The organism is Bradyrhizobium sp. USDA 326, from assembly GCF_049739485.1.
Taxonomy (GTDB): domain Bacteria; phylum Pseudomonadota; class Alphaproteobacteria; order Rhizobiales; family Xanthobacteraceae; genus Bradyrhizobium.
The window spans coordinates 2,166,360-2,186,769 of the sequence record NZ_JBMGQA010000001.1 but is presented as its reverse complement, the minus strand read 5'-3'; the positions used below and the strand labels follow the sequence as shown (position 1 = coordinate 2,186,769).

The following is a 20,410-nucleotide window of genomic DNA, read 5'->3' as shown; positions in this document are numbered from 1 at the left end:
CGTTATCTCGATGATCTCGTTTGCGGAATGGCTTCAAAAGCACAAAGGACATCGCCTGACAATCAAGACTATGCAGGCGGCAAAATGGAGTTAATATCCTCCGCATTGCAACCGATGAGATAGTTCGTTCATCAGATCGACTGCGATTAGCAAATTATTCTCGGGGGCGTTTTGGCCCTCACTCCAGCGTTTTCTGTTTAACATTTTGGGGACGTCACTTGGCTGAATATGTCGTCGAATTTGGCAGGGATGGCGGGCGGGTCGAGCCGGATGGCCGGCTCGATGCGCCGGCCTTCCATCGCAATCACGAACCGATCTGGGCGGCGCTAGAAAAGCATCTCGCGGGCTGCACCGGCAACGTGGTGGAACTCGGCAGTGGAACTGGCCAGCACGTGGTTCATTTCGCCCGCCACACGCCCGATCTGATCTGGTGGCCGAGCGACCTCAACCAGCGCCATCTCAAGAGCATCGAAGCCTGGCGCGTGCATGCGGGCCTGCCGAACATCCGCTCACCCCTGCGGATCGATCTCACCGATCCCGACTGGTGTCCGGAGATGAAGGGCGGGCAGGGGCCGACGAGTCTTGCGGCCGTGTTCTGCGCCAATGTCATTCACATCGCGCCCTGGGCCGTGGCCAAAGGCCTGTTCGCCGGCGCCGGCCGCTATCTGCGCGCCGACGGCAAGCTGTTCCTCTACGGCCCCTTCAAGCGTGACGGCAAGCACACCGCGCTCAGCAATGCGGTGTTCGACACCTCCTTGCGCGAAGGCAATCCCGAATGGGGCGTGCGCGACATCGTCGACGTCGAGAGTCTCGCACGTGGAGCGGGTCTTCGCCTCGTCGATACCATCGAGATGCCCGCGAATAATCTCACGCTGGTGTTCGCGAGGGGCTAGGAGGTCGTCACGCCCGGGCTTGTCCCGGGCTTCCACGTTCTTCGGGCACCAAGGCAAGGCGTGGATGGCCGGGTCAAGCCCGGCCATGACGATCAGAAACATCGGCGCACCCAACTCTAGCCTTCATCCTTCCACCCGATCCTCTCCTTCAGAAACCTGAAGCCGAGCACCTCGAAGCCAGCGCGCTCCTTGTTGTCCTTGCCGTAGCCATGGCCGCCGGCGGCCGGCTCGTAGAACCAGGCTTCAAAGCCCATCGCCTGGAGCTTTGCGGCCATCTTGCGGGCATGGCCGGGATGAACGCGGTCGTCGCGCCGCGTGGTCGCGATCAGGATCGGCGGATAGGCCTGGCCGGCCTTCACGTTGTGATAGGCCGAGTAAGTCTTCAGCCACTCCCATTCTTCGGGCTTGTCGGGGTCGCCATATTCCGCGATCCAGCTCGCGCCCGCGAGCAGCTTCGTGTAGCGGCGCATGTCGATCAGCGGGATGGTGCAGAACAGCGCGCCGAAGCGCTCGGGGTAACGCACCAGCATGTTGGTGATGAGGATGCCGCCGTTCGATCCGCCCTGCGCCGCGATGCGCTTCGGCTGCGTCACGCCGCGCCGGACCAGATCGGCGGCCACCGCGGCGAAATCGTCATGCGAAAGCTTCTTGCCGGCCAACCGTCCGGCATCGTGCCAGCGCGTGCCGAACTCGCCACCGCCGCGCAAGTTTGCCTGCACCGTCGTGCCGCCGCGCTCCAGCCACAGCTTGCCGAGCGAGGCGTTGTAGTACGGCTTCACGGCAAGTCCGAAGCCGCCATAGGCGCTCATGTAGACCGGCGCATCGCCGGTCTCGCCGGCGGGCCCGGTCTGCACGTAGGGAATACGCTCGCCGTCGATCGAGACCGCCTCGTGCTGCGTCACCACGAGGCCTTCGGCAGTGAACGTCTTCGGCGCCCGCTTCAGCACGGACGGACTGGCAACGCCGCGCGCGATCAAGAGCAGCGACGGCGGCGTGAGCGGGTCCTGCACATTGGCGAGCAGGTCGCCATTGCTTTCGGAGGCATGGCGATCGAGCGGCCAGACGTCGACGACGCCGATCCCCGGCAGGCCGCCAAGCGTCTCGCGGCTCCAGCCCGTCGCGGATGGCGTGCAGATCTCGAAGCGCGGTCTGAGCTCGTCGAGGATCGACAGGACCAGCTTGCCGGCGGCCCAGAACAAACCCTGCAGCGCGCGCCGCGGTGCCGGCTCGAACAGCACGGCGAAATCGCGGCGGCCCTCCAGGAATGCCGAAAGCGAGATGCCGAGCACGGTATCGGTGACATAGGTCTGGCCTGCGACCGTCCAGTCCTTGCGCAGCTTCATCGCGAACCAGTCGCCATGCGCCTGCATCCAGATGCCGGTCGGCAAATCGAGCTTCGTCGTCGTGCCCGCCGCATCGCGCAGCCGGATCGCGTGGTTGAAGAAGTCGATCTGGTCGACGATCCAGACCCGCGGCGCTGCACCGGTGTGGTCGGCACTGCCATAGATCGTCATGTGATCGGCTGCGGTCTCGATGATCACCTGCGCCTGATCGACAGGCTGGCCTCGCCGCCACAGACGAACCGTCCGCGCATATCCCGAGCTCGTCGCCATGCCCTCGCCATGGGCGCTCGACAGCAGCAGCGTGTCGGCATCGAGCCAGTCGACGCTGCCCTTGGCCTCCGGCAGCGTGAAGCCGTCCGCCACGAAGCTCTTGGTGACGAGGTCGAATTCCCGCAGGGTGACGGCGTCGCTGCCGCCGCGCGACAGGCTCATGATCGCCCGCGAGCTTCCCGGCATCGTGGCGATCCGGCCGAGCAGCCAGTCCTCGCCTTCGCTTCTCGCGAGCTGGTCGATATCCAGCATGGTCTCCCATGCCGGATCGGCTTTGCGAAATTCCGCCAGCGTCGTGCGCCGCCACAGGCCGCGCGGGTTGCTGGCGTCCTTCCAGAGGTTGTGGAGCTCGTTGCCGCGCCGGCTGACATAGGGAATGTTGTCCGGCCGGTCGTAGATCGCCGCGAGGATATCGCGGTCGCGCGCGAAGGCCGCTCCACCGAACGCGGCGAGCGTCAGGCTGTTCTGCCGCTCCACGAAATCGAGCGCCTGCGTGCCCTCGATCTCCTCGAGCCACAGCCAGGGATCGTCGTCGGGAGCACTGATCGTGGGCCTGTCGTCGACGGACATGAACGAAACTCCAAAAATTCGCGGCGGATAGGATTTGATCGAGCGCAAGCCGTCAAGGGCGCGGCCCGCTATCATCGGTCCGATTGCGTCAGAGGCATGGCCTGCGCCCGTTTGCGCCGGTTGTCTGCCATTCCGCGCCGCTCCATAGTGCCAGGAATCAACGAGGCCCCTTGAAAGCCCAAAAAGCCCCTTGGGGCGGAAGTGCCGATGCTGGACGTAACTGCTGTCAATGAGATCGCCGACGATGCCCGCGCGCGTGCCAATGTTATCCGCCTCGCCGCCGCGCAGGCGCTGACCGGCGCCAACTCGGCCGTCATCTTCGCCACCGGCGCGATCGTCGGCGCCACCCTCGCGCCCGACATGTCGTTCGCGACCGTGCCGATCTCGATGTATGTGGTGGGCCTCGCTGCCGGTACGCTGCCCACCGGCGCGATCTCGCGCCGCTTCGGTCGCCGCGTGGCTTTCATCATCGGCACCGGCCTCGGCACGCTCACCGGCCTGCTCGGCTCGGTCGCGATCCTGCACGGCTCCTTCGCACTGTTCTGTGTCGCGACCTTCCTGGGCGGCCTCTACGGCGCCGTGGCGCAGTCCTATCGCTTCGCCGCCGCCGACGGCGCCAGCGCGGACTATCGCCCGAAGGCAGTGTCCTGGGTGATGGCGGGCGGCGTGTTCGCCGGCGTGCTCGGTCCACAGCTCGTGCAATGGACCATGGATGTCTGGCAGCCCTATCTGTTCGCCTTCAGCTTTCTGGTGCAGGCCGCGGTGGCGCTGGTCGCCATGGGCATCGTCGCCGGCGTCGACATGCCGAAGCCCGCGCCGGCCGATCTGCACGGCGTGCGGCCGCTGCTCACCATCGTGACCCAGCCGCGCTTCATCGCGGCGGCGCTGTGCGGCGTGATCTCCTATCCCATGATGAATCTGGTGATGACCTCGGCGCCGCTCGCCATGAAGCTGTGCGGCCTGTCCGTCTCCGATTCCAATTTCGGCATTCAATGGCACATCGTCGCCATGTACGGGCCGAGCTTCTTCACGGGCGCGCTGATCGCCCGCTTCGGTGCACCCAGAATCGTGGCCGCCGGCCTGCTGCTGGAAGCCGGCGCCGCCGGTATAGGCCTCTCCGGCCTCACCGCCATGCATTTCTGGGCCACCCTGATTGTGCTGGGCGTCGGCTGGAATTTCTCCTTCATCGGTGCCTCCGCGCTGGTGCTGGAGACGCACCGGCCGCAGGAGCGCAACAAGGTGCAGGCCTTCAACGATTTCCTGGTGTTCGGCATGATGGCGATCGGCTCGTTCTCCTCGGGCCAGTTGCTCGCCAATTACGGCTGGTCGGCGGTGAACCTGGTGGTGTTCCCGCCTGTTGTTTTCGGCCTCGTCGTCCTCTCGCTGGTCTCATGGGCCCGCCGCCGCAAGGCGCGTCTGGAGGCGGCCATGGGCGAGTTCCCGGATGCGGTTTAGATTGGCGGTAGGCTGTCAGCAGCGTTGATGCTTCGACCGCCGTCGAAGTGAATTTCGAAAGGCCGGTTGTTACATGATGCTCGTCATCAACAGACGGGCGTGACGCAGGGCGCCCGCGGGGGACACGAAGGAGAAGCGCTAATGCTCGACAGTCCCCGCCACGCAACCCCCATCGGCGAATCCTCTCTCCGCTACGAAGGCTGGCGCATCGTCGCGGTCTGCTTCCTGCTCGCGACCTTCGGCTGGGGGCTCGGCTTCTATGGCCAGAGCGTCTACGTCGCCGAGCTCCAGCGCGCGCGGGGCTGGCCGACCACGCTGATCTCCGCAGGGACGACGTTCTTCTATCTGTTCGGCGCGCTGCTCGTCGTCTTCGTCGGCGAAGCCGTGCGGAAATACGGCCCGCGCCTCTGCCTGATTGCGGGCACGCTGGCGATGGCGGCCGCCGCGGTCGCGATCGGCACGGTGCGCGAGCCCTGGCAGCTCTATCTCGCCGATGCCGTGCTCGCCTTTGGCTGGGCCGGCACCAGTCTCGCCATGATCACCAACACGATCAGCCTGTGGTTCGACCGCAAGCGCGGCATGGCGATCAGCCTGGCGCTGAACGGCGCAAGCTTCGGCGGCATCGTCGGCGTGCCGCTGCTGGTGATGCTGATCGGCCACATCGGCTTTGCCGGCGCGATGTATGCCGCTGCCGGCGCCATGCTGGTGCTGCTGTTGCCGGTCATCCTGCTTCTCGTCGGCCGCCCGCCCGACCTTCACGACCGGCACGCAACGGCGAGGGTCAAACCGCAATCCTCGACGCAGATCCGCGCATGGGCCCTGCGTGACGTCGGCTTCCTCACGGTGACGATCGCCTTCGCCCTGGTACTGTTCGCCCAGGTCGGCTTCATCGTGCATCTGATCTCGTTCCTCGATCCCGTCATCGGTCGCGAGCGCGCTGCGGTCGCCGTCGCTGTGTTGACGGCGATGGCCGTGGTCGGCCGCGTGCTGTTCTCGATGGTGATCGACCGCCTCGATCAGCGCCTTGCGTCCGCGCTGTCGTTCCTCAGCCAGGCCGCCGCGCTTCTCGTCGTCATCAATCTGCACGATGACTATGTGCTGATCGCGGCCTGCGCGGTGTTCGGCTTCTCGGTCGGCAATCTCATCACCTTGCCGTCGCTGATCGTGCAGCAGGAGTTTGATTCCGCCGCTTTCGGCGTGTTGATCAGCCTCAATACCGCGATCAACCAGGTGACCTACGCGTTCGGACCGGGCGTCGTCGGGGCCTTACACGATTGGTCCGGCGGCTATGCGCTGCCGTTCTATCTCTGCATCGCGCTGGAGGTGGTGGCGGCGGCGCTGATCATGGTGCGGGGGAAGCCACGGGCGAAGATGACATAGACGCGCGATGGCGCTCCAACATACTCCGTCATTGCCAGCGCAGCGAAGCAATCCGGACTGCCTCCGCGGAAAGATTCTGGATTGCTTCGCTGCGCTCGCAATGACGGGGAGGGAGCGGAGCTCACGCCTCGCGCTGCTTCAACAACGCCTCCACATCCAGCCGCTTGGTGAACATCGCCAGCTTCCCGTCCGGCCCGAACGGCCATTGCTCCCTCGGCTTGTCCCAGTACAGCTCTACGCCGTTCTGGTCGGGATCGCGCAAATACAGCGCCTCGCTGACGCCGTGATCGCTGGCGCCATCCAGCGCAATGCCGGCCGTGAGCACCCGATGCAGCGCGTCCGCCAGCGCGGCGCGCGTTGGATAGAGGATCGCGGTGTGAAACAGCCCGGTCGCATCAGGCGGCGGCGGCGAGCCGCCCTTGCTCTCCCAGGTGTTGAGCCCGATGTGGTGGTGGTAGCCGCCGGCCGAGATGAAGGCCGCGCCCGAGCCCATGCGCTGCATCAGCTCGAAGCCGAGCACGCCGCAATAGAAGCCGAGCGCGCGATCGAGATCGGCGACCTTGAGATGGACGTGGCCGATCCTGGTGCCGGCGGCAATCGCTTGGTTCTGCGACATGGGAATGCTCCGTTGCTGAGCTGCACATAGGGCGGGGCTCGGGACAGCGCCATTGCTCATCTCGAAACCCATCGTTTCCAGATAGGAAGCTAGGCCAGCTCCGACACCTCGCCTTCCGGCAGGCCGAACTCGAACGTGTTGAGCGTCATCGACACCAGCGTGTAGTAGCCGCACAGTCCGATCACCTCCACGACGCCGCGTTCGCCGAGCAGCTTTACCGCGTCATCATAGAGCCCCCTCTCGACGCCGTGGCCTTCATGCAGCGACTTCGCGACGTCGTAGATCATCCTGCCCTTGGGATCGTCGAAGTCGGGCGTGCGGCGGTCGCGGATCGCCTCGATGATCTCGGGCTTCATGCCGCCGGCGAGCGCGAGGCGCTTGTGCGCGTACCATTCGTAATGCGCGGTCCAGTGCCGCGCCGTCACCAGGATCGCGATCTCCGAGAGCTTTGCCGGGAAGATCGTGTCGAACCGCATGACCTCGCCGAGCCGCGTCGCGTGACGTGCCATCTCCGGGCTGCCCAGCCAGGCCATCATCGGCGCAGGCGGCTTGCCGCGCTTTCCCGCAATCGATTCGTCATAGGTCTGCCGCTGGCTCTCGTTCATTTCGCCAGGCGAAAGAAGTTTCAGGCGCATTGTCGTTTCCTCTTTGTTTTCAAGCCTCGCCGCAGGGCGACTATAGCCGACTGCGAGTTGCGGAAGTGGTTGAATTCCGCGGGGGCTTGGCCCAGAGTCGTGCCCAACAAGTCGATTTTGATTAATGGAAACGACCATGAGCGACACTGAGACCGCCGATCTCGAGATTTTCCGCAACGAGACGCGCGCCTGGCTGGAAGCCAATTGCCCGCCGGAAATGCGCAAGCCCGCGACGTCGGATGCCGACGTGTTCTGGGGCGGGCGTAACGCAAAATTCTCGTCCGAGCCGCAGCGCATCTGGTTCGAGCGCATGCGCGACAAGGGCTGGACCGTGCCGGACTGGCCGAAGGAATATGGCGGCGGCGGCTTGAGCGCGGCCGAGCACAAGGTGCTGCGCGCCGAGATGGCGCGGATCGGCGCGCGGCCGCCGCTGTCGAGCTTCGGCATCTGGATGCTCGGGCCGGCGCTCTTGAAGTACGGCAACGACGCCCAGAAGAAGGAGCATCTGCCGAAGATCGCGGCGGGTGAGATCCGATGGTGCCAGGGCTATTCCGAACCGAACGCCGGCTCCGATCTCGCCTCGCTCCAGACCCGCGCCGAGAGCGACGGCGACGACTTCATCATCAACGGCCAGAAGATCTGGACCTCCTACGCCAATTACGCCGACTGGATCTTCTGCCTGGTCCGCACCGATCCCGCCGCGAAGAAGCATGACGGCATCAGCTTCATCCTGTTCGACATGACCTCGAAGGGCGTCTCGACCAAGCCGATCCTGCTGATCTCCGGCTACTCGCCGTTCTGCGAGACCTTCTTCGACAATGTCCGGGTGCCGAAGTCGCACGTGGTCGGCACCATCAACCGCGGCTGGGACGTCGCAAAATATCTGCTCCAGCACGAGCGCGCGATGATCTCAGGCATGGGCGAGCGGGGTGTCGGCCGGCCGCTCGGCCAGATCGCGGCGGACTCCGTCGGCACCGATGGGCAAGGCAGGCTGGACGATGCCATGCTGCGCGGCAAGATCGCGACGTTCGACGTCGACGAGGCCGCGCTCGCGGCCTGCGCCGAGCGTGCGGTCGATCTCGCCAAGGCCGGGCAGGCGCATCCGGCGTTCTCCTCGGCGATGAAATATTACGGCACCGAGCTCAACAAGCGCCGTCACGAGATCCTGATGTCGGCCGGCGGCGTCGACGCGCTGGAATGGGAGAGCGAGCGCTCCAGGCAGGGCGCGCGCCCGCGCGCCTGGCTGCGCACCAAGGCCAACTCGATCGAGGGCGGCACGTCCGAGGTCATGCTCGGCATCGTCGCCAAGCGCATCCTGGATCTGCCGGGGGCGTGAGCCACCGTCGTTCCGGGGCGCGCGAAGCGTGCCCCGGAATGACAGCAACAATATGCATTTCACGCGATACCAGAGACTTAAGCCATGGCCCTCGTCCTCACCGAAGAACAATCCATGCTCCGCGACAGCGCGCGCGGGCTGATCAGCGACAAGGCGCCGGTGTCGCACCTGCGTCACTTGCGCGACAGCAAGGACCCCACCGGCTTCTCCAAGGAGCTATGGCATTCCTTTGCCGAGATGGGTTTTGCCGGCCTTCTGGTGCCGGAGGAGTTCGGCGGCAGCGGCCTCGGCCATGTCGAAGCCGGCGTCGTCATGGAGGAGATCGGCCGCACCCTGATGCCCTCGCCCTTCCTCGCTACCAGCGTGGTCGCGGCCTCGGCGCTGAACCGCGGCGGCAATTCCGCGCAGAGATCGGAATATCTGCCGAAGATCGCGAGCGGTTCGCTGCTCGCAACGCTCGCAATCGATGAGGCCGCCAAGCACCGTCCGCTCCACACCAGCTTGCAGGCCGTGCGCGCCGGCAACGGCTTCAAGCTCAGCGGTTCCAAGGCGCTCGTGGTCGATGGTCACGTCGCCGATCTCCTGATCGTCGCGGCGCGCACCGCGGGTTCTGCCGGTGAGCGCGAGGGCCTGACGCTGTTCCTGGTGAACGCTGGGGCGAAGGGCGTGGCGATCGAGCGCACCATCATGGTCGACGCGCACAATGCAGCGCGCATCGAGTTCGCCAATGTCGAGGTCAATGCCGACAGCGTGCTCGGCGAGGTCGATCAGGCGGCCGGCCTGCTCGATGGCGTGCTCGATATCGGCCGCGGCGCGGTCGCCGCCGAAATGGTCGGCCTCAGCGAGGAGGTCTTTGGTCGCACCGTCGAATATCTGAAGAGCCGCAAACAATTCGGCAAGCTGATCGGTGAATTCCAGGCGCTGCAGCACCGCGCCGCCGAGCTCTATGTCGACATCGAGATCACCCGCGCCGCAGTGATGAAGGCGCTGCAGGCCCTGGATGCCGACGTCGCCAAGGCCGCGTCGAGCGTCGCCGTTGCCAAGGCCCGGGCCGGCACCACCGCCACGCGCGCGGTGCAGGAAGGCGTGCAGATGCACGGCGGCATGGGCATGACCGACCAGTTCGACATCGGCTTCTTCATGAAGCGCGCCCGGGTCTGCGAGGAGCTGTTCGGCGACGCGAACTACCACACCGAACAGCTGGCGAGGGCGCGCGGGTATTGAGGGTTACTCGTGCGACAAGGCAGCCTGCGTTCCCTCCCCCGCAAGGGCCGAGGGAACGCAGCGTGCCCTCCATCAGCACCATCGCTGCGAGGGCGGCGCGACCGCCCCCTTACCGCATCGGCGGCGCGTACTGCACGCCACCCGCGTTCCACAGCTGGTTCATGCCGCGCGGGATCTTCAGCTTCGACTTCTCGCCGATATTGCGCTCGTACATCTCGCCGTAATTGCCGACGTGGCGGATGATGCGCGCGGCCCAGTCCTTGGTGAGGCCGAGCTGCTCGCCGTAGCGGCCCTCGGTGCCGACGAGGCGCATCACTTCCGGCTTCTTCGACTTCAGGGCTTCGTCGATGTTCTCCGAGGTCACACCCAGCTCTTCGGCGTTGATCATCGCATACAGCGTCCACTTCACGATCATCATCCAGTCGTCGTCGCGCTGGCGCACGACCGGGGCGAGCGGCTCCTTGGAGATCATGTCCGGCAGGATCATGTGGTCGCCGGGTTTCGACAGGTTCAGCCGCAGCGCATAGAGCTGGGAGACGTCGGCCGAGAGCGTGTCGCACTTGCCGGTGTCGTAGGCCTTCACGACGTCGTCGAGCTTGTCGAACTTCACCTCTTCGTACTTCATGTTGTTGACGCGGAAGTAATCGGCGACGTTGAGCGTGGTCGTGGTTCCGCTCTGCACGCAGACCTTGCTGCCGGTCAGGTCCAGCGAGGTCTCCTTGTTGCGCGTGCGCGGAACCATGAAGCCGACGCCGTCGTAATAGGCCACGGCCGGAAAATACAGGTCGTAGTCGAGCTCGCGCGCCATGCTCCAGGTCGTGTTGCGCGAGAGGATGTCGACCTTGCGGCTCTGCAGCTCCTTGAAACGCTCATTGGCGTCGAGCGGAACGAATTTCGCCTTGCCCGGATCGTCGAAGATCGCCGCGGCGACCGCGCGGCAGAAATCGACGTCGAAGCCGGTCCAGTTGCCCTTGTCGTCGGGGATCGAGAAGCCCGGCAGGCCCCTGTTGACGCCGCACAGTACTTCGCCGCGGCGAACCGTGCGCTTCAACGTGCGGGTGTCGTAGAATTCATAGATGATGGCCAGGACGGCGACCAGCACGGCGATGGCGAGCCCGATCAGCAGGCCGCCACGAAAAGTGCGCATCATGTTGCTCTCTCGAAAGTATCGGGAAAAGGAATCTGGAGGAGGGGCAGAGCATGATCCTGACGATCATGCTCGAACCAAAGCCCTTAGAGTTCGGGCTTCTGCCGAATGACGACCTTGGTCCCGACCGGGACGCGATCATAGAGATCGGCGACGTCGTTGTTGACGAGACGGAAGCAGCCAGAGGACACCTTGGTGCCGATCGTGTCAGGACGGTTGGTGCCGTGGATACGGTAGACCGTAGTCCCCAGATACATGGCGCGGGCGCCCAACGGATTGCCGGGGCCGCCGGCCATGAAGCGCGGCAGATAGGGCTGGCGCTGGATCATTTCCGGCGGCGGCGTCCAGTCCGGCCATTCCTTCTTGTTGGTGATGGTCACCAGCCCCTGCCACTGAAAGCCGTCGCGGCCGACGCCGATGCCATAGCGGATCGCGCGCCCGCCGGGCTGCACCAGATAGAGGTGCCGTTCTGCGGTCGAGACGATGATCGTTCCCGGCGGCTCGGTGGTGCGGAAGTAGACCACCTGCTTCTGCCATTCCGGATCGAGCTGGTAGGCGTCATCGGCGATCAGGCCCGGCTCGTCCCCGCGGTCCGGCTGCTGGGCGAAGGCTTGCGGCGTGGACAGAACCAGGCCGATCGCAGCCATAAACATCCCGGTCAGGCGACGAAAATCCGTCATGTAAAGCTCTCCCCGCTGCCACAGCGCAAATCAATCAGGAACCATCAAACCTGAGGGGCAAGTTCATGGCAAGTTGATGGCGCGCCGCCCTGATATGTCACGGGAATGCTTTGGTTTTTTGACGGGCCGGAGCAATGCCACGAACAGGGGATGGCGCGAAAAGCAGTAATTTGTCGTGGCTGGGCTTGATGCACTCGCTCGTGGGATCGAAAGCGGCCGTCATGCCCTGGCATCCACGTTTTTGGTGCCAAGTGCAGAGACGTGGATGGCCGGCAGGCCCGGCCATGACGATGTGGAGGCCTCGAGGGTCCCGATCGCCTGCACCGATATCAGATCTTGCTATTTTCCGCTGCAATCCCGAGCCGCCGGACGATCTCGGTGGCCACGGCGCGCGCCTCGGCTCTCGACCCGATGCGGGGGCTGCGAAACCGTCGCCCCGAGTGCAACCGGATCACGACGATGCAGTGCTCGTCCTCGGACCGGCCGCGGCGCTCGACGGTGATCGATTTCACCTCACGCCCCTCGATATGGTCGGCGCGCAAGCTGCCGTCGCCCCACAGGCGCTCGACGCGAATATCGCTCTGGCGGATGATCCAGAAGACACCGGTGACGAGGTTGGCGTATCTGTAGACGACGAACGCGGCGATCGCGCCGGCGGGCAACAGCGCGATGTCGATCGGGCCCGGCGGCAGGCCGCGCCAGAGCTTGTAGGCATAGGGAACGGCGCTCACGGCGACCGCGATCAGTGCAACGATGTAGATTTCACGCGCCGGAAACGGCTCGATCGGCTCGCCGAGATGCATCTCGGGATTGCTGGCATCGAGCGGATTGACGGGCTCCTCGACATTGGGAACCTCGAACTGCGCGGCGATCCGGGCCACGGTGTCGCGAACATGGGTGACGTCGGCGATCGGCGGAGACGTCAGGCGTTCTCCGGAGGCCAGCGTGAAGACGAGTTGAAAGCGGGCCTTCACTCTCTTGCTGCCGGGGACCTGCAACCCCGTGATGTCGTCTTTGGCCACGATGCGCGTACGCAGCTTTCCGAACGGACTTTGCCGCCCGATCAGGATCTCGTTCGGCGTGATGATCCACACCACGGCCGGCGCCAGCATGATGCCGATGACGAATCCTGCGCCGACCAGCAGCGCGACCATCGAGATGACGATCTCCAGAATGTCCTGTGTGAACAAGCCCGGCGTAAAGCACAGCGCGACGGCGGCGGCAAAGCCGGACATCACCAGCCGCTGCGCGATCGAGGAGCCTTCACGAAGGCGAATGTCGGTGCTGGTCGCGTCGTCCATTGCGGGCGGCTGGTTCCGTTGCGCGCGAAACTCCACGGATGGGTCCGTGGAGTCAAGCAACAACGCCGTCACTTGGCGCCCGTGCGGGCTCAGCTGTCGACGTTCAGCAGCCTTGCCACGGTGCGGTCGATGTGTTCATAGCTGCCCTCGCCGGCGTGCTGGAACACGATCTTGCCGCTCTGGTCGATGATGTACTGCGCCGGCCAATATTGGTTGCGATAGGCGTTCCAGGTCTTGGAATCATTGTCCTGCGCCACCGGATAGGTGATGCCGTGGCGCTTCAGCGCGGCCTGCACGTTCGCGGCCGACCGCTCGAACGGGAATTCCGGCGTGTGCACGCCGACCACGACGAGGCCCCTGTCCTTGTACTTGGCATAGAGGCTGGTGACGTGCGGCAGCGTGTTGACGCAGTTGACGCAGCCATAGGTCCAGAAGTCGACCAGCACGACCTTGCCGCGGAGGCCGGCGATGTTGAGCGGTTTTGAGTTGAACCAGTTGTTGATGCCGGTGAAGTCGGGCGCGGTCTCGTGGCTCGCGGCAGCGACGCGGACGGGGCTTGCGCGGGAAACTTCGTCGCAGATGCCGGGGATGACCGCGCCGGTGACGGCGAAGCCGACCAGTGCGGCGGAAACGGCGAGCAGTTTGAGAGTCATGGAAGCGTCCTCCGGGTGAAATCTTCGATGATTAGAGGCCGATCTGGCCGGTGGGATAGAAGCTGGTGAGCCACGCCACGATCAGCGTGTCGTATTGGAAATACGCCGCGACCGCGAAGCCGATCACGACGACGCCAAAGCCCTGCTGCAGCCGCGGCGAGATGCGCGCGAGGCTGCGCACGCGCGTGGTTGCGGCCTGTCCGCCATAGGCGATCGCCAGCATCGGGATCGCCGCGCCGACGGCGTAGGCGACCAGCAGCGTGCCGGTCCAGGCAAGGTTCCTCGAGGTCGCGACCAGCGTCAGGATCGAGCCGAGCACCGGGCCGGCGCAGGGCGTCCAGACCAGGCCCAGCGTGGTGCCGAGCACGAGCCCGCCAAGCGCGCCGTCGCGCTGTGCGCTGCTCGAACTGCCGAGATCGAGCCAGCCATTGAGTCGTGCCGACAGCCACTCGAAGGGCGCCGGCCACAGCATCAACAGGCCGAATCCGAGCAGCAGGATCGATGCGGCTTCGCGCAGCACGTTCGGGTCGAAATCGAGCGCCTGCGTGATCGCGCCGAGCAGCAGCGCGACTGCGGAGAACGAGACGACGAAGCCGAGCGCGATCATCGCCGGCCGCAGATGCCCCGCGCGCCCGATCGAGGCGCCGAGCAGGATCGGCAGCATCGGCAGCGTGCAGGGCGCAGCGATGGTGAGGATGCCGGCAAGGAGAGCGAAGAGAAGGTCGAGCATTGCGCACTCGTGGAGGAGGTCACGAGGGCAGTTCGGGTCGGGCGTGGGAGTCGTTACGCGGCGTCACGGCTTCGTGACGGGGGCATCGGGTTGTGAGGCAACTGTGTCGGCCGCAATGGCGGTGCGCTTCTTCAACGTGCCGATCGGCATCATCGACCAGAAAACATCGACGCTGCGGCGCTGCGCTAGCGCAGCGCCGCAGCAGTCCGAACCATGAACGACTGTTACCTATCCATCCGGTCTGTTTTGTTACCCATCCATCCGCTGGACAAGAGGGGTGGCCCAGGAAACGGTCTACGCGATCGTGTCGCGCGGAAATTGCAAGTCGAAGGAGTCCCCGTGTGGCACCCCTCTCCCTGCCCCTCCCCCGCAAGGGGGGAGGGAATGAGAGAGCAGTGCCTCCTGACTTCAGCGGGGAGGGGGTGGGGCTGCGGCAACCGCTCGGCCCCAAAAAAAACGACCCGGGGGGGGCATCCTTCCGGGTCGATGGGGGTCTTGGGAGGTTTAACGAAACCGTATGTGGGACTTTTAATGAGGAAGTTTTTCCGCCTGATGTTGTGCTTTGTTTCAATTGTTTCGTCGGCGGTAACACTTCCGTGTCCGGGGGGAGGGGATGATCTGTGGTCCTATCCCATTGAATTGATTGGGCTCAGGCGGCGAAGCGGTCGACGCCGGCGCCCTTAAGCAAATCGGCCAGCTGCTTGCGGGCATAGAACATCCGCGTCTTCACCGTGCTCTGGGGGATGCCGATGATCTGTCCGACCTCCTCCACCGATTTCTCGTGATAGTAGACGAGGTTGATGATCTCCCGATGCGCCGGCGACAGCTTCTGCACGCAGGCACGCAGGATGGCGCTGGTGTCGCTGCGGTCGAGCGAGGTCTCGGGCGTGTCAGCACCATCAGGAATCTGGCGCACGTCCTCCTGGTCGATGTCCTCGAAGCGGCGCTGGCGCATCGCGGTCAGCGCCTTGAAGCGCGCGATCGAGAGCAGCCAGGTCGAAACCTGCGAGCGGCCCTGGAATTGGCCGGCGGTCCGCCACACGTCCAGGAACACCTGGCTGACCAGATCTTCCGCCGTGGTGGCATCGCGCACGATGCGCAGGATGAAGCGGTAAACCCGCACATTGTGCCGGCAATAAAGGATGTGCATGGCCGTCCGGTTGCCGTCGGCAATGCTCTCGAGGAGCATGTCGTCCGAGGTCGCCTGAGCGGCAATGATGCTCTGGCTGGCTTGGGCGTTGATGGCGATGACGTTCGGCATGGACTTGGCTCCCCGTAGCGCCGCGACCGAGCGGCGTTTCCTTGAGCCGAAGTGTTAATGAGCCAACGTTTCGGGACGTCTGCACGAAGAGGGGAAAATGGTTTCGTGCGCCGCCAAATTGTTTCGTCGCAGCGGCCGCGACGAAACATTCGCGGCAAAAAGACGTGGAATTTCAATGCACGGAAAATACGGGGGGTGGAATTTGGGGCTGAGCGCAGGTGCCGGGAACGGATTTCGGGCCATTGCGTTCGATCGCGCGACACCCAGGGCTATCGTCCCGGGGCGCGAAGCGAGACACTAACTACGGATGTGGTTTGGCGAAGATTCGGAGCTGCGCGCATCCCAGGACGACAGGGAGTTTGCCGCCCGCTGCCTAAGCCTTGTCGCCCGCCGGAGAAAACAGATAGCCGCCGCCGCGGATGGTGCGGATCACGGCAGGCTTTGCCGGGTCGGGCTCGATCTTGCGGCGGATGCGCATGATGCGGAGATCGACGGCGCGGTCGAAGGCCTCGGCGTCGCGCGCATTGGCCAATTCCAGCAGGCGCTCGCGCGACAGCACGCGCTTCGGATTCGCTGCGAACACCTTCAAGAGCCCGAACTCGGAGGCGGTCAGCGGATGCTCGTTGCCCTCGTCGTCGCGCAAGGCCTGGGCTTCGAGATCGAGCCATTTGGTGCCGAAGCGCACCAGCTGGTCCTTGTCGGATTTCGCCGCCGAAGCATCCGGCACTGCTGCCTTGGCCGGCACGCTCCGCCGCAGCACCGAGCGGATGCGCGCCATCAGTTCGCGCAGCTCGCAGGGCTTTGCCACGTAATCGTCGGCGCCGAGCTCGAGTCCGACGACGCGATCGATCGGGCTCGCGGTCGCCGTGAGCATGATCACCGGAACGTTGATGCGGCTCTTGAGGTCGCGAATGATCGAGAGCCCGTCTTCCTCGGGCATGTTGAGATCGAGCACGACGAGATCGGGCATGCTGCCCTGGATCGCGGCGCGCAAGCTCTTGCCGCCGTCGCACAGCGTCACGGTGAAGCCGTGCATCTTGAGGTAGTCGCCGACCATCTCCCGGGCCGGGGCCTCATCGTCGACGATCATGATGTGCTGGCTTTGGGTCATGGGCTTTGCATCACGGCATTTCAGTCACGGGGAGGGTGATGGTGAAGGTCGATCCCTTGCCGGGGCCGTCGCTGTCGGCGGTTACCTCGCCGCCATGCATGTCGATGATACGCTTGACGATGGAGAGCCCAAGCCCCGTCGAGCTCTCGCCGGCAGTCGGTTTTGCCGACAGCCGCTGGAACCGCCCGAACAGGCGGCCCAGATCCTCCGGCGACAAGCCGGCGCCCTCGTCGCTGACGCGGACGGTGGTGTCGCGGCCCTCATGGCTGACAGCCACGTCGATCCTGCCGCCGATCGGAGAGTATTTGATGGCGTTGCTGATGAGATTGTCGATCGCCTCGCGGATGCGGTCGGTGTCGCACATGGTGACGATGTTGGGCGGCGCGGCGACGCTGATCGTCTGCTGCTTGTTGACGGCGAGCGGCTGGTTGGCTTCGGCAACCTCCTTGGCCAGCGCCGCGATGTCCACCGGCTCGCGGCGGATGGTGATGTCGAAGGCATCGGCCATCGCATCCGAGATCAGGTGATCGACCATCGTGGTCAGGCGCTTGGTGGCGTCGCGAATGTGGTCGACCTGGGCGACCACGCCGCTCTCCGAGGCGCCGGTCGAGATCAGCTCCTTCAGCATCTCGGTGCGGCCGAGGATGACGCCGAGCGGATTCTTCAGGTCGTGCGCGACGGTGCCCAGGATCTCGTTCTTGAAGCCGTTGGCGCGCTGCAGCCGCAGCCATTGCGCCGAGAGCCGGCGGTTGGCCTGCATCAGCGCGCGGGTGCGCTGGGCGACGCGGTCTTCGAGCTGGGTGTTGGCGTCCTGGAGCTGCTGGTAGAGGATCACGTTGTCGAACGCGATCGAGAGCCTGGAGGAGAAGATCTCGACCAGCGAACGGTCGGTCTCCGACAATTCGCGCTCGGCCTGCAGTAGCACCACCACTTCGCGCCCCGAACCGGTGCGCAAATAGATCACGCTGCGATGGTCGGCGAATTCGTTCTTGCGGCGCTGGAACGCGGCCTCCACCATCTCGCGCAGCTCGGGATCGAGCGCCTTCGACGTGGTGGTGCCGATGAAGCGGCTGTAGCAGCCGCTGCCGGCGAGCACCGAGAGCTCGGGGTCGATGCCGCCATTGTCGCGCAGGACCAGGATGCCGGCGCAATCGACGTTGAGCAGCGAGGCAAGCTGGGTCAGCACGCCCTCGGCGAGCCGCTGCATCGACTTGAAGTCGTACAGGGTCGAGGCCGCGTCGATGATGATCTCCAGCCCGCGCCGCGTCTGCACCATGCGCTCGAGCTGCTGATAGGAGCGCAGCGCCGCGGTCAGCGAGGTGAACAGCTTGTCGGCGGTGAGCTCGGTCTTGGCCTTGTAGTCGTTGATGTCGTACTGCACGATCACGCGCCGCTCCGGCGCCTGGCCGGGCTGGCCGGTGCGCAGGATGATGCGCACGGTCTCGTTCCTGATCTCGTTGCGGATGAACTCGACCAGTTCGAGGCCGGCGACGTCGGTCTCCATGATGACGTCGAGCAGCACGGCGGCGACGTCGCGGTGCTCGGCCATCAGCTTGCGCCCTTCCGCCGCGGAATAGGCCGACAGGATCTCCAGGCTCTGGCCGTTGAGGCTGTAGTCGGACAGCGCGAAACGGGTGCCGTCATGCACGGCCGGATCGTCGTCGATGACGGCGATCTTCCATTTCCGGGCGTTGCTATCCTCCGACGCGGTACCGGTGTCGTCGATCAGGTGGAGGACATCGTCCTGTTCGGCCATTGAGAAGATCCGTCACTGTCTGTGCTTTGCGCGCCGCCTTTGGCGACCCGGGGTATGATAATGCGAAAAGTGGTGCCTTGTCCCAGCTTGGATTCCAGCACCATGCGGCCGCCGAGCTGCTGGGTGACGAGGTTATAGACGATATGGAGGCCAAGTCCCGTGCCGCCTTCATTGCGCCGGGTGGTAAAGAAAGGGTCAAAGGCCTGGCGCTGCACGTCAGGGGTCATGCCGGCCCCGTCATCGGCGAAGCTGATCTCGATGTCGTCGGTCCCGCGCGGCCGCGCCGAGATCGCGATCGTGCCGGCGCGCCCGTCGGCGAAGGCGTGGTTGGCGGCGTTGAGGAACAGGTTGGTCAGGATCTGGCCGTAGGAGCCGGGATAGCCGTCAAGCAGCAGCCCCTCGGGCACGTCGACCTGAAGCGTGATCGGCGAGCGCTTCAGCACCGGGCGCAGGCTGGCGATGATCTGGTCGGTGGCTTCGCTGAGCGAGAATTGCCGCCGCTCGGCATGCGAGCGGTCGACCGCAACCTGCTTGAACGACTGGATGAGCTCGCCGGCGCGCTGGAGGTTGGCGACGAGCTGCTGCGAGGCGTCGCGCGAGGACTGCACGAATTCCTCCAGCTGCGAGCGGCGCAAGCCGCCGTCGCCCTTGAGCTGGGCCTCGAAGATCTCGCTGCGCCGGGCCAAGCTGGAGGCCACCGTCAGGCTGATGCCGATCGGATTGTTGACCTCGTGCGCGACGCCGGCCACCAGGCCGCCGAGCGCTGCCAGCCGTTCGGCATCGATCAAATTCTGCTGCGCGGCATTGAGCTCGAGCAGCGCACTCTCGGCCTTCTCCTTGGACGCGCGCAGCTCGTCCTCGGCCTTGCGCTTGGCGATCGCGTTCTCGCGGAACACTTCCACTGCGCGCGCCATGGCGCCGACCTCGTCGCGTGCCTTGGTGCCCTGCACCTCGCGGTCGAGGTCGCCGAGCGTGATCGCGCGCATCGCCGCCATGATCTGCTGTAGCGGCAGGCGGATCGACAGCGCGATCAGAACGCCGACAGTGAGGATGATGCCGAGGAAGATGACCGCGATCGACAGCACCCGGCGGGAAATGTCGGCCAGCGTGCGGTCGAAGGTCTCCTGCGCCTTCTGCTCGCGCTGGCGCATCTTGGTCGAGAGGTCGTCGATGGCGCCGATCGCCTCGGCCTGGCTGGCGTCGATGGTGTTGCGGAGCAGCTCGGTGCGGCTCGCAAGCTGCTCGGAGAGCTTGGCAAAGCCCTCCCGCAGCGCCATGGTGCGGGCGGCAAGCCGCCGCAGGGCCATCTTCTGGAGATCGTTATCGGCGAGATCGATCATGACCGGAATGGTCTTCTCGATCGTCTCGGTGCTGCGCCGCGCGTCGTCGGCGGCGCCCGACGACTGCGACAGGTAGTAGGAATTGGCCGCCACCAGCATCGCGGTGAAGGCCTCGCGGGACTTGCCGAGCGAGGGCCAGATCAGCGCGTCACGATGGCCGGTGGCGCCTTCGATGATGGAATAGAGGCCGGCCATGTCCCGGGCCGGGCCTTGCACCTGCTCCTCATAGGTCTTGGCGATCGTCGCCTGCACGCTGCGCAGCTCGCCGAAACCGTTGAGAAAGCGATCGGTGGTGCGCTCCAGCTCCTCGACCGAGCCCGACAGCATCGGGTCCTTGGCGGCGCGGTTAGTCAACGTGCCCAGCACCGCCTCGCGCAGCAGGAGGATCTCGGCGAACAGGTCCGGGCTCGGTTGGTTGATATAGCGGTGGATCAGGTTGTGGAGGCGTCCGGTCTCGCTTTCGAGCAGCGCCAGGATCCGGTCGGACTCGCGTACCTGGCGCACGTCGCCCCAGGCCGAGCCCAGCACCTGCGCGCCGTTCCAGATCATCGCCACCAGCACCACGACCACGGCGGAGTTCAGCGCGGCGATCGACAGGATGCGCCAGCGGATCGGCACCGCCCGCAGCACGCCGACCAGTCGCGCGCGCAGCTGCCCGATCGGGCCGGGCGGCCTGTCCACGTGCTCGCGATGTCCAAGCGCAGCCAAC

17 protein-coding genes are annotated in these 20,410 nt (G+C 65.2%); 5 read left to right on the top strand and 12 right to left on the bottom strand.

The features are described from left to right. Window positions 1-218: 218 nt before the first annotated feature. Window positions 219-893 (top strand): DUF938 domain-containing protein, encoded by a 675-nt coding sequence (locus ABIG06_RS10480; RefSeq protein WP_370136209.1) that lies wholly within the window; start codon window positions 219-221, stop codon window positions 891-893. 116 nt (window positions 894-1,009) lie between these two features. On the opposite strand, the gene ABIG06_RS10475 is transcribed toward ABIG06_RS10480, so the two are convergent. Next, entirely contained in the window at window positions 1,010-3,076 is a 2,067-nt protein-coding gene (locus ABIG06_RS10475; protein WP_370136207.1) for a prolyl oligopeptidase family serine peptidase, read from the bottom strand. 207 nt (window positions 3,077-3,283) lie between these two features. Here ABIG06_RS10475 and ABIG06_RS10470 point away from each other — a divergent pair, with 207 nt between their 5' ends. Both ABIG06_RS10470 and ABIG06_RS10465 read left to right on the top strand, forming a co-directional pair. Then, entirely contained in the window at window positions 3,284-4,531 is a 1,248-nt protein-coding gene (locus ABIG06_RS10470; protein ID WP_370136205.1) for an MFS transporter, read from the top strand. Window positions 4,532-4,672: 141 nt separating this feature from the next. Beyond that, entirely contained in the window at window positions 4,673-5,911 is a 1,239-nt protein-coding gene (locus ABIG06_RS10465; protein WP_370136203.1) for an MFS transporter, read from the top strand. A 121-nt stretch (window positions 5,912-6,032) separates the two neighbouring features. Here the strand turns inward: ABIG06_RS10465 and ABIG06_RS10460 are convergent, their stop codons facing one another. Both ABIG06_RS10460 and ABIG06_RS10455 read right to left on the bottom strand, forming a co-directional pair. After that, window positions 6,033-6,527: a VOC family protein gene (locus ABIG06_RS10460; RefSeq protein WP_370136200.1), complete on the bottom strand. Its 495-nt coding sequence runs from the start codon at window positions 6,525-6,527 to the stop codon at window positions 6,033-6,035. 89 nt (window positions 6,528-6,616) lie between these two features. Beyond that, window positions 6,617-7,162, bottom strand: coding sequence for a carboxymuconolactone decarboxylase family protein (locus ABIG06_RS10455; RefSeq protein WP_370136197.1), 546 nt, complete (start codon window positions 7,160-7,162; stop codon window positions 6,617-6,619). Window positions 7,163-7,298: 136 nt separating this feature from the next. On the opposite strand from ABIG06_RS10455, the gene ABIG06_RS10450 reads away from it, so the two are divergent. Together ABIG06_RS10450 and ABIG06_RS10445 are read left to right on the top strand one after the other, a co-directional pair. Then, complete coding sequence (locus ABIG06_RS10450) at window positions 7,299-8,498, top strand: acyl-CoA dehydrogenase family protein (protein ID WP_370136196.1); 1,200 nt, start codon at window positions 7,299-7,301, stop codon at window positions 8,496-8,498. An 84-nt stretch (window positions 8,499-8,582) separates the two neighbouring features. Continuing rightward, on the top strand, window positions 8,583-9,722 hold the full coding sequence (locus ABIG06_RS10445; RefSeq protein ID WP_370136194.1) for an acyl-CoA dehydrogenase family protein: 1,140 nt from the start codon (window positions 8,583-8,585) through the stop codon (window positions 9,720-9,722). A gap of 109 nt (window positions 9,723-9,831) precedes the next feature. Here the strand turns inward: ABIG06_RS10445 and ABIG06_RS10440 are convergent, their stop codons facing one another. The 9 genes from ABIG06_RS10440 to ABIG06_RS10400 form a co-directional block, all read right to left on the bottom strand. Beyond that, a complete protein-coding gene (locus ABIG06_RS10440; protein ID WP_424578576.1) occupies window positions 9,832-10,869 on the bottom strand; it encodes an amino acid ABC transporter substrate-binding protein in 1,038 nt (345 codons plus the stop codon). Window positions 10,870-10,955: 86 nt separating this feature from the next. After that, window positions 10,956-11,549 carry a L,D-transpeptidase gene (locus ABIG06_RS10435; RefSeq protein ID WP_124160319.1) on the bottom strand — a complete coding sequence of 198 codons (594 nt, stop codon included), beginning with the start codon at window positions 11,547-11,549 and terminating at the stop codon, window positions 10,956-10,958. A 329-nt stretch (window positions 11,550-11,878) separates the two neighbouring features. Beyond that, window positions 11,879-12,850: a hypothetical protein gene (locus ABIG06_RS10430; RefSeq protein WP_370136191.1), complete on the bottom strand. Its 972-nt coding sequence runs from the start codon at window positions 12,848-12,850 to the stop codon at window positions 11,879-11,881. Between the two features lie 89 nt (window positions 12,851-12,939). Beyond that, window positions 12,940-13,503, bottom strand: a complete 564-nt coding sequence (locus tag ABIG06_RS10425; RefSeq protein WP_370136189.1) for a thioredoxin family protein — start codon at window positions 13,501-13,503, stop codon at window positions 12,940-12,942. A gap of 31 nt (window positions 13,504-13,534) precedes the next feature. Further along, entirely contained in the window at window positions 13,535-14,233 is a 699-nt protein-coding gene (locus ABIG06_RS10420; RefSeq protein WP_370136187.1) for a cytochrome c biogenesis CcdA family protein, read from the bottom strand. Between the two features lie 649 nt (window positions 14,234-14,882). Further along, a complete protein-coding gene (locus tag ABIG06_RS10415) occupies window positions 14,883-15,494 on the bottom strand; it encodes a sigma-70 family RNA polymerase sigma factor (protein ID WP_124160323.1) in 612 nt (203 codons plus the stop codon). Between the two features lie 373 nt (window positions 15,495-15,867). After that, window positions 15,868-16,605, bottom strand: coding sequence for a response regulator (locus ABIG06_RS10410; protein WP_370136184.1), 738 nt, complete (start codon window positions 16,603-16,605; stop codon window positions 15,868-15,870). A 10-nt stretch (window positions 16,606-16,615) separates the two neighbouring features. Further along, on the bottom strand, window positions 16,616-18,361 hold the full coding sequence (locus ABIG06_RS10405; protein WP_124160325.1) for an ATP-binding response regulator: 1,746 nt from the start codon (window positions 18,359-18,361) through the stop codon (window positions 16,616-16,618). After that, window positions 18,331-20,361, bottom strand: coding sequence for a sensor histidine kinase (locus ABIG06_RS10400; RefSeq protein WP_370140814.1), 2,031 nt, complete (start codon window positions 20,359-20,361; stop codon window positions 18,331-18,333). Before ABIG06_RS10400 ends, ABIG06_RS10405 begins: the two co-directional genes overlap by 31 nt. Between the last annotated feature and the right edge of the window lie 49 nt (window positions 20,362-20,410).

Bases quoted from the DNA above. Each gene is read 5' to 3' on its own strand.
- ABIG06_RS10410 (WP_370136184.1), bottom strand. From the start codon at position 16,605: ATGACCCAAAGCCAGCACATCATGATCGTCGACGATGAGGCCCCGGCC.
- ABIG06_RS10450 (WP_370136196.1), top strand. From the start codon at position 7,299: ATGAGCGACACTGAGACCGCCGATCTCGAGATTTTCCGCAACGAGACG.
- ABIG06_RS10465 (WP_370136203.1), top strand. From the start codon at position 4,673: ATGCTCGACAGTCCCCGCCACGCAACCCCCATCGGCGAATCCTCTCTC.
- ABIG06_RS10445 (WP_370136194.1), top strand. From the start codon at position 8,583: ATGGCCCTCGTCCTCACCGAAGAACAATCCATGCTCCGCGACAGCGCG.
- ABIG06_RS10455 (WP_370136197.1), bottom strand. From the start codon at position 7,162: ATGCGCCTGAAACTTCTTTCGCCTGGCGAAATGAACGAGAGCCAGCGG.
- ABIG06_RS10440 (WP_424578576.1), bottom strand. From the start codon at position 10,869: ATGCGCACTTTTCGTGGCGGCCTGCTGATCGGGCTCGCCATCGCCGTG.
- ABIG06_RS10460 (WP_370136200.1), bottom strand. From the start codon at position 6,527: ATGTCGCAGAACCAAGCGATTGCCGCCGGCACCAGGATCGGCCACGTC.
- ABIG06_RS10470 (WP_370136205.1), top strand. From the start codon at position 3,284: ATGCTGGACGTAACTGCTGTCAATGAGATCGCCGACGATGCCCGCGCG.
- ABIG06_RS10435 (WP_124160319.1), bottom strand. From the start codon at position 11,549: ATGACGGATTTTCGTCGCCTGACCGGGATGTTTATGGCTGCGATCGGC.
- ABIG06_RS10415 (WP_124160323.1), bottom strand. From the start codon at position 15,494: ATGCCGAACGTCATCGCCATCAACGCCCAAGCCAGCCAGAGCATCATT.
- ABIG06_RS10405 (WP_124160325.1), bottom strand. From the start codon at position 18,361: ATGGCCGAACAGGACGATGTCCTCCACCTGATCGACGACACCGGTACC.
- ABIG06_RS10475 (WP_370136207.1), bottom strand. From the start codon at position 3,076: ATGTCCGTCGACGACAGGCCCACGATCAGTGCTCCCGACGACGATCCC.
- ABIG06_RS10420 (WP_370136187.1), bottom strand. From the start codon at position 14,233: ATGCTCGACCTTCTCTTCGCTCTCCTTGCCGGCATCCTCACCATCGCT.
- ABIG06_RS10425 (WP_370136189.1), bottom strand. From the start codon at position 13,503: ATGACTCTCAAACTGCTCGCCGTTTCCGCCGCACTGGTCGGCTTCGCC.
- ABIG06_RS10430 (WP_370136191.1), bottom strand. From the start codon at position 12,850: ATGGACGACGCGACCAGCACCGACATTCGCCTTCGTGAAGGCTCCTCG.